The 17,749-nt window shown below is 37.0% G+C and carries 5 protein-coding genes and 4 pseudogenes; 8 read left to right on the top strand and 1 reads right to left on the bottom strand.

The window, feature by feature from the left end; genetic code table 11:
• Positions 1-24 precede the first annotated feature (24 nt).
• Positions 25-4,321, top strand: a pseudogene (rpoC, locus tag Q5W13_RS03005) (DNA-directed RNA polymerase subunit beta').
• A 55-nt stretch (positions 4,322-4,376) separates the two neighbouring features.
• Positions 4,377-4,689 (top strand): annotated as a pseudogene (locus Q5W13_RS03000) (DUF3467 domain-containing protein).
• Between the two features lie 66 nt (positions 4,690-4,755).
• Here Q5W13_RS03000 and Q5W13_RS02995 read toward each other — a convergent pair.
• Positions 4,756-6,344, bottom strand: a pseudogene (locus tag Q5W13_RS02995) (peptide chain release factor 3).
• A gap of 400 nt (positions 6,345-6,744) precedes the next feature.
• On the opposite strand from Q5W13_RS02995, the gene Q5W13_RS02990 reads away from it, so the two are divergent.
• From Q5W13_RS02990 to Q5W13_RS02965, 6 genes and pseudogenes are all read left to right on the top strand, one after another.
• Entirely contained in the window at positions 6,745-10,521 is a 3,777-nt protein-coding gene (locus tag Q5W13_RS02990; protein WP_304445339.1) for a T9SS type B sorting domain-containing protein, read from the top strand.
• A 14-nt stretch (positions 10,522-10,535) separates the two neighbouring features.
• Complete coding sequence (locus tag Q5W13_RS02985; RefSeq protein WP_155597505.1) at positions 10,536-11,495, top strand: PorP/SprF family type IX secretion system membrane protein; 960 nt, start codon at positions 10,536-10,538, stop codon at positions 11,493-11,495.
• A gap of 10 nt (positions 11,496-11,505) precedes the next feature.
• Positions 11,506-13,442 (top strand): annotated as a pseudogene (locus tag Q5W13_RS02980) (OmpA family protein).
• Between the two features lie 324 nt (positions 13,443-13,766).
• On the top strand, positions 13,767-14,654 hold the full coding sequence (locus Q5W13_RS02975; RefSeq protein ID WP_304445338.1) for a hypothetical protein: 888 nt from the start codon (positions 13,767-13,769) through the stop codon (positions 14,652-14,654).
• Positions 14,648-16,354 (top strand): hypothetical protein, encoded by a 1,707-nt coding sequence (locus tag Q5W13_RS02970; protein ID WP_304445337.1) that lies wholly within the window; start codon positions 14,648-14,650, stop codon positions 16,352-16,354. Before Q5W13_RS02975 ends, Q5W13_RS02970 begins: the two co-directional genes overlap by 7 nt.
• A gap of 294 nt (positions 16,355-16,648) precedes the next feature.
• Positions 16,649-17,722: a hypothetical protein gene (locus Q5W13_RS02965; protein ID WP_304445336.1), complete on the top strand. Its 1,074-nt coding sequence runs from the start codon at positions 16,649-16,651 to the stop codon at positions 17,720-17,722.
• Positions 17,723-17,749: the final 27 nt, after the last annotated feature.

The raw sequence follows: 17,749 nt of genomic DNA, 5'->3' as shown, positions 1-17,749 counted from the left end.
TTTAATTAGTATCACCATTAGATTATGGCTAGAATAAAAGATAATAATCCAATAAAAAGGTTTGATAAGATTTCTATCGGATTGTCCTCACCAGAAGCAATTTTGGCGGAGTCAAGAGGAGAGGTTCTTAAGCCTGAAACTATCAACTACAGAACGCACAAGCCGGAGCGAGACGGTCTTTTCTGCGAGCGTATTTTCGGTCCTGTGAAGGATTACGAATGTGCTTGTGGTAAATATAAGAGAATTCGTTACCGCGGTATTGTTTGTGACCGTTGTGGTGTTGAGGTTACGGAGAAGAAAGTACGTAGAGATAGAGTAGGGCACATCAACTTGGTGGTTCCTGTAGCTCATATCTGGTACTTCCGTTCGTTGCCAAATAAAATAGGTTACCTTTTGGGATTACCTTCCAAGAAATTGGATATGATTATTTACTACGAACGTTACGTAGTAATTCAATAAGGTATAGCTAAAGGCGCTGAAGGTGAAGAAATCAATAAAATGGATTTCTTGACTGAAGAGGAGTACTTGACTATTTTAGAGTCTATTCCTGTTGAAAACCAGTATTTAGATGACACGGACCCTAATAAGTTTATCGCTAAAATGGGTGCGGAATGTCTTATAGATCTTTTAGCTCGTATTGACTTAAAAGAATTATCGTACCAGTTACGTCATAAGGCAAATACAGAGACTTCCAAGCAAAGAAAAACTGAGGCTTTAAAAAGACTTCAAGTTGTTGAGGCGCTTCGTGAATCTCAAGAAAATAGAGACAACAGACCTGAATGGATGATTATGAAGGTAATTCCGGTGATTCCACCAGAATTGCGTCCATTGGTGCCACTAGATGGTGGTCGTTTCGCAACTTCAGATTTAAATGATCTTTACAGAAGGGTTATTATTCGTAACAACCGTTTAAAAAGGTTAGTTGAGATTAAAGCTCCTGAGGTAATTCTTAGAAACGAGAAACGTATGCTTCAAGAAGCAGTAGATTCTCTTTTTGATAACACTAGAAAAGCTTCAGCTGTAAAAACTGAATCTAACAGACCGTTAAAGTCTCTTTCAGATTCATTAAAAGGTAAGCAAGGACGTTTCCGTCAAAACCTATTGGGTAAACGTGTTGATTATTCTGCACGTTCGGTAATTGTTGTTGGACCTGAAATGAGATTGTTTGAATGTGGTCTTCCTAAAGATATGGCTGCTGAACTTTACAAGCCTTTCGTTATCAGAAAACTGATAGAAAGAGGTATCGTAAAAACAGTTAAGTCTGCTAAGAAGATTATAGATAAAAAAGAACCCGTTGTTTGGGATATTCTTGAAAACGTATTGAAAGGACACCCTGTAATGTTGAACAGGGCCCCTACATTACACCGTTTAGGTATTCAAGCATTCCAGCCAAAACTTATTGAAGGAAAGGCTATTCGTCTTCACCCATTGGTATGTACGGCGTTTAACGCGGATTTTGATGGTGACCAGATGGCGGTTCACCTTCCTTTAGGACCAGAAGCAATTCTAGAGTGTCAATTATTAATGTTGGCTTCTCATAATATTTTGAACCCTGCAAATGGTTCACCTATTACTGTACCATCTCAGGATATGGTATTGGGTCTGTATTATATGACCAAAGAGAGAAAATCAACTCCAGAAGTGCCTATTCAAGGTGAAGGTTTAACTTTCTATTCTTACGAAGAGGTAGAGATTGCCTTTAATGAAGGAATGGTTAACTTAAATGCTGGGATAAAAGTAAGAGCAAAAGACTTCAATGAAGAAGGTGAGTTGGTAAATAAAATTATACCTACTACGGTTGGTAGAGTTTTGTTTAACATGGAAGTTCCAGAAGCTGCAGGATACATTAATGATGTATTGAATAAGAAATCTTTACGAGATATTATCGGAGGAATCTTAGCAGTTACTGATGTTCCTACTACAGCAGATTTCTTAGATAAGATTAAGACTATGGGATATGATTTCGCCTTTAAAGGTGGTCTATCTTTTAGTTTAGGGGATATTATTATACCGCAGGAAAAGCATGAAATGATTGCTGAAGCTAACGTACAAGTTGATGGAATTAAGGCTAACTATAACATGGGTCTTATTACCAACAACGAACGTTACAATCAGGTAATTGATGTTTGGACTTCTACGAACGCGCAATTGACCGAATTGGCAATGAAGCGTATTCGTGAGGATCAACAAGGTTTCAACTCTGTGTATATGATGCTTGATTCTGGTGCAAGGGGTTCTAAAGAACAAATTCGCCAGTTAACAGGTATGCGTGGTTTGATGGCCAAGCCTAAAAAATCTACTGCCGGTGGTGGTGAAATTATTGAAAACCCAATTTTATCTAACTTTAAGGAAGGTCTTTCAATTCTTGAATACTTTATTTCTACTCACGGTGCTCGTAAAGGTCTTGCGGATACGGCTCTTAAAACGGCAGATGCAGGTTACTTAACACGTCGTTTAGTAGATGTTTCACAAGATGTTATTGTTAATATTACAGATTGCGAAACTTTAAGAGGTGTTGAAGTTTCTGCTTTGAAAAAGAATGAAGAAGTTGTTGAGTCTCTTGGAGCACGTATATTAGGTAGGGTTTCTTTACATGATGTATACAATCCATTAACTCAAGAACAGTTACTTTCTGCTGGTCAGGAAATAATGGAGATTGATGCTAAGAGAATTGAAGAGTCTCCTGTTGAAAAAGTTGAAGTACGTTCAGCATTAACATGTGAAGCTCCTAAAGGAATCTGTGCTCAATGTTACGGTCGTAACCTTTCTACCAATAAAATGGTTCAAAGAGGTGAAGCTGTAGGTGTTGTTGCTGCTCAGTCAATTGGTGAGCCAGGAACACAGCTTACATTGCGTACTTTCCACGTGGGTGGTATTGCAGGTAACATTTCTGAGGATAACAAGTTGATCGCTAAATTTGGTGGTGTAGCTGAAATCGAAGATTTAAGAACTGTTTTAGGAGAAGATAGCGAGGGTAAACCAGCTGTGATTGTTATTTCTAGAACATCTGAAATTAAGGTTGTAGATAAGAAAACAGGTATTACACTAAGTACTAATAATATACCTTATGGTTCTCAATTGTTTGTTGAGAATGGAGCAACAATAGCTAAAGATGATGTTGTTTGTTCTTGGGATCCATATAACGGTGTAATTGTTTCTGAGTTTAGGTAAGATTGCTTACGAGAATATTGATCAAGGTGTTACTTATCAAGTTGAAATTGATGAGCAAACCGGTTTCCAAGAAAAAGTTATCTCGGAATCTCGTAACAAGAAGTTGATACCAACTCTTTTAATTCAAGATAGTAAAGGTGAAACGTTACGTTCGTATAACCTTCCTGTTGGATCACACATCATGGTAGATGATGGTGATAAGATTAAAGAAGGTAAGATTCTTGTGAAAATACCTCGTAAATCTGCTAAAGCAGGTGATATTACGGGTGGTCTTCCAAGAGTAACTGAACTTTTTGAGGCGCGTAACCCTTCTAACCCAGCAGTTGTATCTGAGATAGATGGTGTTGTTTCTTTTGGAAAAATCAAAAGAGGTAACCGTGAAATCATAATAGAATCTAAATTAGGTGAAGTCAAGAAATACTTGGTGAAACTTTCTAATCAGATCCTGGTTCAAGAAAACGATTATGTTCGTGCAGGTATGCCATTGTCAGATGGTTCTATTACTCCTGAAGATATTCTTAAGATTAAAGGCCCATCTGCTGTTCAGCAGTACTTGGTTAACGAAGTACAAGAAGTATATCGTTTACAGGGTGTGAAGATAAATGATAAGCATTTTGAGGTTGTTGTTAGACAGATGATGCGTAAAGTACGTATTCAAGATCCTGGTAATACAATCTTCTTAGAGAATCAATTGATTCACAAAGATGATTTCATTAAAGAAAATGATGAAATCTTTGGTAAGAAAGTTGTTGTTGATGCTGGTGATTCTGAAAACCTTAAAGCTGGTATGATTATTACGGCTCGTGAATTAAGAGATGAAAATTCTGTTTTGAAACGGACCGATAAGAATCTAGTAACTGCAGAGGATGCTGTTGCAGCTACTGCTACGCCTATATTGCAAGGTATAACACGTGCGTCTTTACAGACTAAATCGTTTATATCTGCAGCATCTTTCCAAGAAACGACTAAAGTATTGAATGAAGCTGCTGTAAGCGGTAAAATAGATACATTAGAAGGCTTGAAAGAGAATGTTATTGTTGGACATAAAATTCCAGCAGGTACGGGTATGCGCGACTATGAGAACATCATTGTTGGCTCTAAAGAAGAGTATGATGAAATCATGGCACGCAAGGAAGCTTTGAAATTTTAAACTCAAATAATTCAAACCCTCAATAGTTTCTATTGAGGGTTTATTTTTTTTACTTATGAGCGAAAAAGAACAAAAACAAAACCAGATTAATATTGAGCTTGATGAAAAGACGGCGGAAGGTATCTATTCAAATCTGGCGATTATCAATCATTCTGTATCAGAATTTGTAGTCGATTTTATTAGTATGATGCCAAGGTGCTCCAAAAGCGAAGGTTAAGAGTAGAATAGTTCTTACACCGCAGCATGCCAAAAAGTTTCTAAAGGCTTTGAACGACAATGTAAAGCGTTTTGAGGCAGCACATGGAACTATCAAGGACTATGAGCAACCTCCAATACCTATGAATTTTGGGCCAACAGGAGAGGCTTAAGTATATAAACCAAAAAATGCCCTTTGTTTCTACAAAGGGCATTTTTTGGTTTATAAATATTCTGTTTTAATCGAACTCAGAAACAAAATGTAGTTTTACGCTAGGGTATTTTTGTTGGGTCATCTGCAATGAGAATTGAGAATCTGCTAGGAAAACTAATTGGTTTCTTTTGTCTTTAGCCAAAAATTTCTGTTTTACTCTTTTAAATTCTTTGAACTCGTCGTTCTTTGGGTCTGAAGGGTCTACCCAGCAGGCTTTAAACACAGGGAAGTTTTCATACGTACATTTGGCTCCATATTCATGCTCAAGACGGTATTGAATAACCTCAAACTGGAGAGCGCCTACGGTTCCAATTACTTTTCTTCCATTTAATTCAAGAGTAAATAACTGCGCTACACCTTCATCCATCAACTGGTCAATACCTTTGTGAAGTTGTTTGGATTTCATTGGGTCGGCATTGTTAATATATCTAAAGTGCTCAGGGGAGAAACTAGGTATGCCTTTGTAGTGAAGTTCCTCTCCTTCAGTAAGCGTGTCACCAATTTTAAAATTACCAGTGTCATGAAGTCCTACAATATCACCAGGGTAGGAGATATCTACAATTTCTTTTTTCTCGGCAAAAAATGCGTTTGGGCTCGAGAACTTTAGCTTTTTACCATTTCTAACATGTAGATATGGTTTGTTTCGTTCAAAAGTACCTGATACAATTTTTATAAATGCTAGTCGGTCACGATGTTTCGGATCCATATTCGCATGTATTTTGAATACAAAACCGGACATTTCCTTTTCATTCGCATTAACTATCCTTTCCTCGGCCTTTTTAGGGCGTGGAGAAGGTGCAATCTCAATAAAGCAGTCCAATAGTTCGCGAACTCCAAAATTGTTTAAGGCAGAGCCAAAGAATACAGGTTGTTGTGTGCCTTGTAAGTATTGTTCTTTGTCAAAGTCTGGGTACACACCCTTCACTAACTCTATGTTCTCACGTAATTCTTCTGCCGCTTTGTTACCAATAATTTTCTCAAGTTCTGGGCTCTCAATAGAATCAAAAGCAATAGTTTCTTCAATGTTTTTCTTGCTGTCGCCACTAAAAAGATTGATGTTTTTTTCGTAAATATTATAGATTCCTTTAAAATCATATCCCATACCAATAGGGAAGCTTAAAGGGGTGACTGATAGTCCAAGTTTCTGTTCCAAATCATCAAGAAGGTCAAAAGCATCACGTCCTTCCCTATCTAATTTGTTTATAAAAACAATGATGGGTATGTTTCGCATTCGGCATACTTGCACCAATTTTTCGGTTTGCTCTTCCACACCTTTAGCAACATCAACAACCACAATTACACTATCTACAGCGGTAAGTGTTCTAAATGTATCTTCGGCAAAATCTTTGTGCCTGGCGTATCAAGAATATTTATTTTCTTATCCTTGTATATAAACGCAAGTACAGATGTAGCAACAGAAATACCACGTTGGCGCTCTATTTCCATAAAGTCACTAGTGGCGGTTTTCTTTATTTTATTATTTTTTACGGCACCTGCTTCCTGAATAGCTCCACCAAATAACAGAAGTTTTTCCGTTAAAGTGGTCTTACCTGCATCTGGGTGGGATATTATTCCGAAAGTTCTACGCCGTTGAATCTCATCTTTAAAACTCATGAAGAAAATTTGTGCAAAAATACGTTAAATTATAGTTTATTTAGAACAGAAGATAGGTTAATAACAAAGTGCTAAAATGGATAAATATTTTACTTATATTTCAACTTTAATAGTGGATTGCAACGTATCGATGAACTACACATAAATTCGATTTAATGAATTAAGTGAATGATATTTGGTTGTTTTCGTCGATGTGCTAATTCGATAAACTGGTTTAATTCCTGCCCTTTACCGAATATTTAGGTTTTTAAAGGGTAAATCATAATTTCTAGAATCAAAAGAATTTGGTTAACGAAATATTAAATATATCTTGCATCCATATTGAAGCTCCCCAACTTCTTACTTTATACGTTTTAAACCTACAGGCCATGGTGATTAGTTTAATAAAAACTAAACATTTATGGAAAACTTTACTCTATTGAATTTTAAAAACGGTGCTTTTAAGACCGTTACTTATACTTTTGCTCTTGCCGTTTTTGGTATGAGTTCTTCTTTTGCTGCTACTGGTGACATTGAAAACCATACTAGCAAGGAGTCCAATAAAACCAACACTATACTTGTCGCGGATTCTGACATAGAAGGTTGCGACGAATTGGAAATGAAAGAAATCTCAGCTCGAGATTTTGGTTTTCCAGATGGTATTCAGGACGGTAGCTTATCAGCAGAAGATGTAGATGTGAGTTCAAAGTGGGGTCTTCCTGCTGGAAGTATTTTGGTAACCGTTACAGGAGCAAGTACTAAAAGTTCTTTAGGTCTTTTTGAAGTGAATAAAGACCTTCCGGCTACTTTTACTTTTTCAGGTACAGTTCCTGTAAAAATTGTAGCAGAACATTCTGCTAGAGTAGATGCAGATCATAGAGATGGTTTTATTGCTCTAGATAATGCAATGTACGTTCAGACAACAGTACTGCCAACTGGTATTATTGCGGATAATGAAGCAAATGATTACTTCGTTGAAAATACAACTGCTGTACCTATATATGGTCCTGATCGTTTTGTTTGGGAGTCTCAAGGTTTAGCTAATGAGATACAATTTTATACTACCTCTGAATTTCCGGTGAATGGAATTCGTTTAAGAGTTATTCCGGTTCAATGCCCAGAAACTGACACAGATGGTGATGGTGTTCCGGATACTACAGATTTAGATGATGATAATGATGGTATATTAGATGCTGTTGAAGATCCAAATACAGATGGTGATAATGACCCTATGACCAATCCTTTGGATACGGATAATGATGGTATTCCTAATCACTTAGATATTGATTCTGATGATGACGGTATTCCAGATAACGTAGAGGCTCAGACTACAGATGGGTATATAGCACCTAATGAAGATGATGAAGCAACAAGTATTACTAATGATGGTTTGAATACTGCTTACCCAGACGGATTAACGCCTGTTAATACTGATGGTACTGATACGCCGGATTATATAGATCTTGATAGTGATAACGATTCTGTACCGGACAATAATGAAGGAAATGATTTCAATTTTGATGGTAATCCTGATCAAACTTATACTGGTATAGATACGGATGGTGACGGACTTGATGATGGTTATGAAGGAAGTGATGTTAATGATGGTTTTGATGTAAACGATGAAATAAATGATCCGGCAAACGATTTACCGGATACAGATGGTACCGAAGATGTAAACTATCGTGATTTGGACGATGATGGTGATGGAATTGATACGCCAAATGAAGATGTAGATGAAGATGGTGACCCAACCAATGATGATACAGATGGTGATGGAACTCCGGACTATTTAGATCCAACCCTAGATGTTACACCTGATACAGATGGTGATGGTGTTCCAGATGCAACGGATTTAGATGATGATAACGATGGTATTTTGGATACAGTTGAAGATCCTAATATTGATGGTGATAACAATCCACTTACAGATCCTTACGATTTAGATGAAGATGGTGTTCCAAATCATTTAGATATTGATTCTGATGATGATGGTATTCCTGACAATGTAGAGGCTCAGACAACAGATGGTTATATCGCTCCAAATGAAGACGATGAAGCTACAAGTATAGCTAACGACGGTTTAAACTCAGCATATCCTGATGGCTTAACACCAGTTAATACAGATGGTCGTGATGTTGAAGATTATTTGGATGCGGATAGTGATAATGATGATGTGCCTGATAATAATGAAGGTAACGATTTCAATTTTGACGGTTCTCCTGATCAGACTTATTTAGGTACGGATGCCGATGGTGATGGTTTGGACGATGGTTATGAAGGAAGTGATATCAACGATGGTTATGATGTAAACGATGAAATAGATGATCCAGCAAACGATTTACCTGACACAGATGGTACTGAAGATGTAAATTATCGTGATTTAGACGATGACGGCGATGGTATTGATACTCCAAATGAAGATGTAGATGAAGATGGTGATCCAACCAACGATGATACTGATGAAGATGGTACACCGGATTATCTTGATTTTGATGAAGACACTACAAAAGATACGGATGGAGACGGAGTACCTGATGTAACTGATTTAGATGATGATAACGATGGTATATTAGATGCTGTAGAAGATCCTAATACAGATGATGATGATAATCCATTGACCAACCCGTTGGATACAGATGAGGATGGTATTCCTAATCACTTGGATATTGATGCAGATAACGATGGTATTCCTGATAATGTAGAGGCTCAAACTACTGACGGTTATATTGCTCCAAATGAAGATGATGAAGCTACAAGTATAGCTAATGACGGTTTAAATTCTGCATATCCGGATGGTTTAATACCAGTTGATACGGATGAAGACGGTACATCAGATTACATAGACTTGGATAGTGATAATGATACGGTGCCTGATAATAATGAAGGTAACGATTTTGACTTCGATGGTACTCCTGACCAAACTTACACTGGTGTGGATACAGATGGTGATGGACTGGACGATGGTTATGAAGGAAGTGATGTCAATGACGGTTTTGTTGTAAACGATGAAATAGATGATCCAGCAAACGATTTACCTGATACAGATGGCACGGAAGATGTAAACTATCGTGATTTAGATGATGATGGTGATGGAATTGATACTCCAGATGAAGATGTGGATCAAGATGGTGACCCTACCAATGACGATAGTAATGGAAATGGTATTCCTAACTACTTAGATCCTACGGATAACATTCCTACAACGGATACAGATGGTGACGGTGTACCGGATATGGTAGATTTAGATGATGACAATGATGGTATATTGGATACGGTTGAAGATCCTAACACAGATGGAGATAATAATCCGTTAACAGATCCATTGGATTCAGATGGTGATGGTTTTCCTAATCATTTAGATATTGATGCGGATAATGATGGTATTCCTGATAATGTAGAAGCTCAAACTACCGATGGTTATATTGCTCCAAATGATGACGATGAAGCAACTAGTATAGCTAATGACGGATTGAATTCTGCATATCCTAACGGTTTAACACCAGTTAACACAGATGGAGAAGATACAGAAGATTACATAGACCAAGATAGTGACAATGATTTAGTACCTGATAATAACGAAGGAAATGACTTTAACTTTGACGGAGAGCCAGATCAGTTACCTACAATAGAGGATACTGACAATGATGGTCTTCTTGATGGTTATGAAGGGTCTAACGTAAGTGATGGTTTTGATGTAAACGACGAGATAGATGACCCAGCTAATGACTTACCTGATACAGATGGTACGGAAGATGTAAATTACCGAGATTTTGATGATGACGGTGATGGAATTAACACGGCAGATGAAGATGGCAATGGAAACGGAGACCCAACGGATGATGATCGTGATAATGATGGTATTCCTTCATACCTTGATCCAGAAGAGGAAACAGAGATTGTAGTAATGCAAATGGTAACACCTAACGGTGACGGTAAAAATGAATTCTTGTGGATTGAAAATGTAGATAAGGCATTAAACAATAAACTTCAGATTTTCAACAGATGGGGTATAGCCGTGTATGACGGTGAAGATTATAATAATCAAAACAATGTTTTTGATGGTAGATCAAAAGGAAGATCTACTATTGCTGGGCAAGACTATTTACCTGCCGGCGTGTATTTTTATATCTTTGAGTACACCACTGTAAACGACGAGAATATAACTGATAGTGGTTATATTTACATTAGCAAGTAATCTATAAAGTAGGCATGATTATAAAAAACAAACTACTAGCAGCCCTATTCTTGGTGTTGATCTATTGCCAAACGGCTTCGGCCCAGCAAGATGCTCAATACACTCAGTATATGTTCAATACTATGAGCGTTAACCCGGCCTATGCTGGCTCTAGAGGGCAGCTTAGTATTGCAGGACTCTACAGGTCACAATGGGTAGGTTTAGACGGTTCACCAGAGACTTTTACCATTAATTTACATTCACCCATAAGAAATAGTAATGTGGGGTACGGATTGTCTATTGTTAATGATAAGATAGGAGAAGGTACAGTTCAAGAAACCTATATTGATGGATTAATTTCGTATTCAATAGATGTTTCTCTTAAAGCTAAACTATCTTTTGGTTTGAAATTGGGAGGTAATATCCTTAATTTGGATTTTGACCAATTAAGACAAAGGCCCGGATTTGAGGAGGCTGTAGGAACGGACAATATTGAAAATCGATTTTCTCCAAACGTAGGTTTGGGTATGTACTATCATACTAATAAATTCTACGCAGGTCTTTCTGCTCCGAATTTGTTGGAGATAGAACATTTTGATACTTCTAATTCCGATGCGAATGATATTGACTTTTTGGCTAAAGACCGTGTTAACTTCTATTTAATTACGGGTTACGTATTTGATTTGAATGATAATTTTAAGTTCAAACCGGCACTTTTAACAAAAGTTGTTGGTGGAGCGCCACTCCAGGTAGACGTATCTGCTAACTTTCTTTTTGCAGACAAGTTTTCTTTTGGTGCGGCTTACAGATGGGATGCCGCTGTAAGTGCCTTAGCTGGTTTTCAAGTATCTGATCAAATTATGTTAGGATTGGCTTATGATAAAGAAACAACCGATTTTGGTAGTACTCAGTTCAATAGCGGATCTTTTGAAATTTTTCTAAGATGGGAATTGGTAAAATCATTTGAAAAACTGGTTTCTCCTCGTTTCTTCTAAACCTTGCCTTATGATAAAAAAAATACACATTCTATTTGTTTTGGTCTTTTTGATGGGTGTAAGTGGTTTTGCCCATAAAAGTTAATTACCAAAGCCAATGAAAAATATGACGAATATTCTTTCAGCCCTGCTATCGACATTTATAAAAAGGTATTAGATCGCGGGTACGCTTCTGCAGATTTACTTAAGAAATTAGGGAACTCTTACTATTATAATGCAGATTATGAAGATGCATCTAAAACGTACAAAAGATTAGTAGACGAGTATCCGGATGAAATAGGTCCAGAGTATTATTTTAGATATGCTCAAACTTTAAAGACTTTAGAAGATTACGAGGGTTCAAAAACCATTATGGCAAAATTCTTAGAAGCTACTTCTGATGATGCCAGAGCAACTGCTTACAAAGATGAGGAAGACTATTTAAACGATATTAAAAGAAACTCTGGAAGATACAATGTATCACCTTTTCAGTATAACTCTCCGTATTCAGAGTTTGCTCCTTCTTTCTATAAGGAAGGCCTTATTTTTTCTTCGGATAGAGATACTGGAAACTTCGCTCGGTATCGTCACACATGGAATTCAAAAGATTTCTTGGACTTGTATAAAGTAAATGCAGATAGTGTTTCACAAGGGTTTGTTATTAAATTCGGTGATCACGTTAATACAAGATTGCATGAATCAACTTCTACTGTAAGTAAAGATGGTAACATACTATATTTTACTCGAAATAACTTTAAGGAAGGTAAGTATGTAAAAGATGAAACAGGAGTAATACGTCTTAAGATATTTAAGGCTAAAATGGTAGAAGGCGTATGGTCTGAAATTGAAGAACTACCTTTCAATAGCAATGATTACTCAGTAGCACATCCAACATTAAGTTCTGATGAAAAGGCGCTGTATTTTGCATCAGATATGCCGGGAACTTTAGGTGAATCCGATATATTTAAAGTAGCCATAAATGAAGATGGAACTTATGGTACTCCTGAAAATTTAGGTCCAGTTATTAATACAGAGGCTAGAGAAACCTTTCCTTTTGTAACGAGTGAAGATGTTTTATACTTTTCTTCAGATGGACACACTGGTCTTGGAGGCTTAGATATTTTTGCTTCTAAAATAGCCAATGGTAGATTGGACGGGAATGTAATGAACGTTGGAGAACCAGTAAACGGAAGAATGGACGATTTTACGTTCATTTTTAATGAAGATACAAGAAAAGGATATTTTGCCTCTAACCGAGCAGAAGGACGAGGCGCTGATGATATCTATGCTTTTTTAGAAACAAAACCTTTGCTTATTGATTGTGAGCAAGCTATTTCTGGTGTGGTGAGGGATAAGATTTCTAATCAACCCCTTATTGGTGCTTCTGTAAAAGTTATAGACGAGAATAATGAGGAAATCATGTCTGCTATTACAGATGCCGAAGGTAAATACAATTTATTGATAGATTGTACGCAAGGTAATTTCGTAAGAGCTATGACAGAAGGTTATGTGCCTTCAGAAGAATACTTAGGAAAATCTGATGGAGAACCTAAAGAAATAGACTTCTATTTAGAGAGAAGCTCTATAACAGCTGGGTTTGGAGATGATTTATCTAAATTGTTACAGTTAAGTACTATTTACTTCAACTTTAATAAATATGATATTCGTAAAGATTCTGAAATAGAGGTTGAGAAAGTAATCGCAGCTATGGAAAAATATCCAAGTTTGAGAATCAAGGTAAATTCACATACGGATAGTAGAGGTAAGGATTCCTATAACCTTTGGCTTTCACAAAAAAGAGCCGAATCTACCGTAAATTATATGGTAAAAAAGGGAATAGCTAAAGAACGGTTGGATGGAGAAGGTTTTGGTGAGACAAAACTGATTAACAAATGTGCCAATGGCGTCAAATGTTCTGATAAAGACCATGAGTTGAACAGAAGATCGGAATTCATCATTCTAGAATAAAATTCATTTTATATAAAACAGAAAAGGCAGCTATTAAAATAGCTGCCTTTTCTGTTTTAATCTCATAATATAACGTGGTATTTAATCGATAGGGTATAATGATTACAGGTGTTAAAGAGGTTTTGTAAATCAGCTTACATTGAAAAAAACACCGGTTACACCTACATTTTAGGCCTACACAACAATTTTTCTCATAGCAACTTAAGTACAGATATATTTACCTAATAACTGTGTCAATCAATTCTGTTGACGAATATGTTGAGTCACTTGTAGGTACATAGGATGTTGTATAGCCCGATAAAATTCTTTTACATTTTAGTAGCGATGCTTCTTTTCAGCACAGCAGGTCTAAAAGCGCAAAATATTGTGGTTAACCCGTCAACTGATCTTCCAACGGAGGTTGTTGCTTGTGGCGATTCGTCTACATTTCAATTTAGGCTTTATGGTACCACTGGAGCAGATGAACAGGTAAGTGTTCAATTACCTACCCAATCAGAGTTCGTGGCACTTGTATCTCCTGTTGCTGGGGTTTCAGTAAATGCCACTAATCCTAATAATCCAATATTTACTATTGCTGCACCTCTTATTGGAACTATAAGTTTTATAGACATAACATATACGGTTCAGACAGGGTGTTCAACAATGATAGATCCAGAAATTGAACATACGCTCATTAGTAATCCTTCTGTTTCAACAACTGTGGATTACCCATCAGTTTTGTATTCATCTTTGGAAGTTGATAATGCTATTACACCTTTATCAGGTTCATTACGTGTTGACGAAACACAAGATTTTACCTTTACAATTGGTAACGACCCCGTAAACTCCAATGCCTATAGTAATAATGTGGTAGCTTATATTGAACATTCTGACAATATTTCTATTTCATATGGAGGTACAGGAATTTTTTCTTTAGGGACGCCAGTGGGAGGCATGGTTACAGATACCTTAGAATTGAATACTGTGGAAATTTCAGCTATAGGTGATAATGATTCGCGCTTTGAACAAAGTGAAAATATTTCAATAACTGTAACGGCAAAACTTTTAAATTGCCCGTCTGGTGCGGGAGAAACCATAACATATCAAGCAGCTTATGGCGGTTGTATTACTGGTGCCAACGCGTGTGAATCAGGTAATACTTCTACGTCAGGTATTGCTTTAGCTTCGGGAGCCCCAGATTTGTATACTAGAGTAGTCAAAAGAGCTTGGTAGGATTAACCACTACCGACACTGCTGAATTCTTATTACGGAACGATGGTACAGGTGCTGGAGATATTTATGACCTTACGCTCGATTTAGGTTTTAGTAATGGAGGTGCGACCTATATTCCCGCAGATTATAACATTTATACCTGGTCTAATTTTAATGTAAACGGGACATCTTTTGCCAACCAAGGAACGGAAGGGAGTTTTGCCGATTTTCAATTGACAACAGATCCTGACGGAGCTGGAGTTGGTTTGGAAGATTTAGATGGAGATGGATTTTTTGATGATTTACCAGTGGGAAACTCATTGGTCTTAGAAGCGGAACTAGCATATAACTATCTACTAGATTCAAATAATGATACCGCTTGTGATCGCATGAATGCTGGTTATTCAATGGTACGTTGGGCTTACGAATACAAAGATCAATGTGGTAATTCAACAAGCTTGAATGTGCCGAATAATGGATTGAATACGTGGCGTCCTTGGAGTTTTTATAATACGCAATCCATTGCTACAAATATTAATTCATCTAGCGGAAGTGCTAATTTTGGTCCTGGTGACACTTTTGATTTTTTTATAAGTACTTCAAGTAGCCAAACGCCAACAACTACAAGTATTCCAGGTATGCATTGGGAGGTTCACTATACTTTACCTCCAGGTATCATACCCAATGGAAACGGTGTATGGCAATCGGAACCTTTTGATTTACTTAGTTTTAATGCAGCAACGGGAGTTGCTATATACTCTTCTATTTCAGCACCAACGTATGGGTATTTAATTAGTAGAAACCCACAAATTCCATTAATGGTAGACCCAACTTGTTCTGGCAGTTTTGCTGGGGGTATATCTTACGAATATCATTTAAAAGGTGATTCCACATATGAACCTATTCACATTTGTGAAGATGGTCCTACGTTTACAGTTACCTGTCCAAGTGGCGGACCATCGGTTTGCGTATCTAATTTTTCTCTAGACCGTACTACTTTAGGGTATACTGATATGACTGAAACTACTCCAATTCCAGCTAGTACCTCTGGTCTACGTTTAGATCATGTTCTTGAAGGTGATATGGTTAGATGGCATGTTGAGATTGATGTGAATGAAACAAATCTTACTTCTGCTAAGGCGTTACTTGAATATGATGCTAATAACTGGTTTGGTACACAATCAGACGGAGGTATAAAAGCAATACAAGTTGAATACCTTCCAAGTGGTGGTGGCACATCAACAATATCAAATAATTTAGGTCAGTATTCTTATGTTCAAAATAACGGAGGAAAAAGCAATCATTCAGTAGATGTATTGGGCGGTGATTTTTCAACAATAACACCGGGGCTTGGTGATAGATATATTATAGATGTAGATTTAAAGGTTTCTGAAAATAGTTCTATTTCCAATACTAGGTATATGCCTATGACCGGAATTTTAGTTTCATCTCCTGTAACTTCTGCAGCAAATCCAACGGAACATACTTGTAATTTTCTCACGGAAGAATTTGGAGTCTTAGCTTATAAAGATGTGCCAACAATGCAGGTGGTACAACAAAGTTTGACCATAAACGGTTGTAATGAGTTTGGAATGGGAATACGGTTTCATCATGCAACTTATTCGATATTAGGTGACCTTTTTCCTAATGAATTTAGAAATTTTGCCATACCTAAAGTAGTAGATATTCTTGTTCCGGTTGGAGTTGATTATGTGCCATAAGGCACCTCAAGTTATAGAGGTTATGGAGAGTTTTTACATGATATAACAGATCCTGTTATTACCTATAATGCAGAACCAGGATTTCATAGATACAGTTGGACGAATGATGGTTCTTGGTCAAAAGAAAAGGCTTCCGCTAGTTACGCAATTAAAGACGTTAATTTTAATGTTGTTGCAAATTGTACTATTGAAGATTGGTCTTTTTCCAATGAAAGATTAGGCATCATTGTTTTGCCAAGTACAGAGTTTGAAATTTTTAGAAATGTAAGTTTACCATAAGGCAGGTCTATTAATGTGGGAAGAACAACCAACGTAAGAAATACACAGTATTTACCCTTAAGCTATACCGTAAGTTCGCCTACGCCTACAATTTCTACGAATACCCAAAATGCTGAATGGGTTGTTGATATCAATAATACAACCTCTGGTGGAGCTTCTTTGCAGAATACGTGGATTGCTATAGAAATTACAAATAACAATATTGTACCAACACTTTGGGATAACACAAAAGAAATACCCCTTATTGGCTATGGTACTGGTAAATATTGGGCACAAGTAGGAGACATATCAAGCGCAGGTAAACAATTGGAAATCCGGTCTGATGATTTTACGGTTTGTGGTACAGATAGTTTTGATATCCGGGTTGGTCAAAATTGTAGTCAGTATCCTACCGATCCTGATACGGGTTATCCTTTAGGGAGTTCTGGAAGTAATTACAATTGTAATGAAGAAGTTATTCAACTTTCATTAAGTACCCAAGACCCCTCTATTAATGTAACTACAGCTCTTGGTGTACCTCCAGCTACTTATGATTTTTGCGATGTTGTACCGTATTCAATAGACGTAAACAATGCTGCCAATGGCTTTGCTTACGCTTTGGCCGCAGATATAAAATTGCCTGTTGGTATGGTACTCGATAATACTTCAGGGGTTTTGACTTATGATGCAGTAGATTATGCAATAGGTTCGGGTCTAATTGTATTTAATGCGGGTACAAATACATATTCAATAGATATTTCTGCAATTGTTGGAAGTCCCATTAGCGGTACCAATGGCCTACCGGGTGTATCTGTTCCGGAGCCTAATGAATTTAAAGTGAATTTTGAATTAGCATTTACCTGCGATTATGTATCCGGTAGTAAGATAATTACGCAAATAAATGCGGAATCTGGTTGTCAACAGGCCATTGATCCTAATGATGGGCAAAGTGAAATTAAAACCAATCCCGTAAATGTTACCCAAGTACCTTCTAATATTGATTATGATATTTCGGTCACTTCTGATGATAATGCTATTCAAGCATGTAATGAAACTGAAGGTATTTCAGTTGAAATTACAAACCAGGTATTGAAAGTGATGGGGATATAGAATTTGTTGTCGCTACAATAGACGATG

This window comes from Zobellia laminariae (assembly GCF_030553095.1).
Classification (GTDB): domain Bacteria; phylum Bacteroidota; class Bacteroidia; order Flavobacteriales; family Flavobacteriaceae; genus Zobellia; species Zobellia laminariae.
This window is presented reverse-complemented; position numbering and strand designations above follow the sequence as displayed.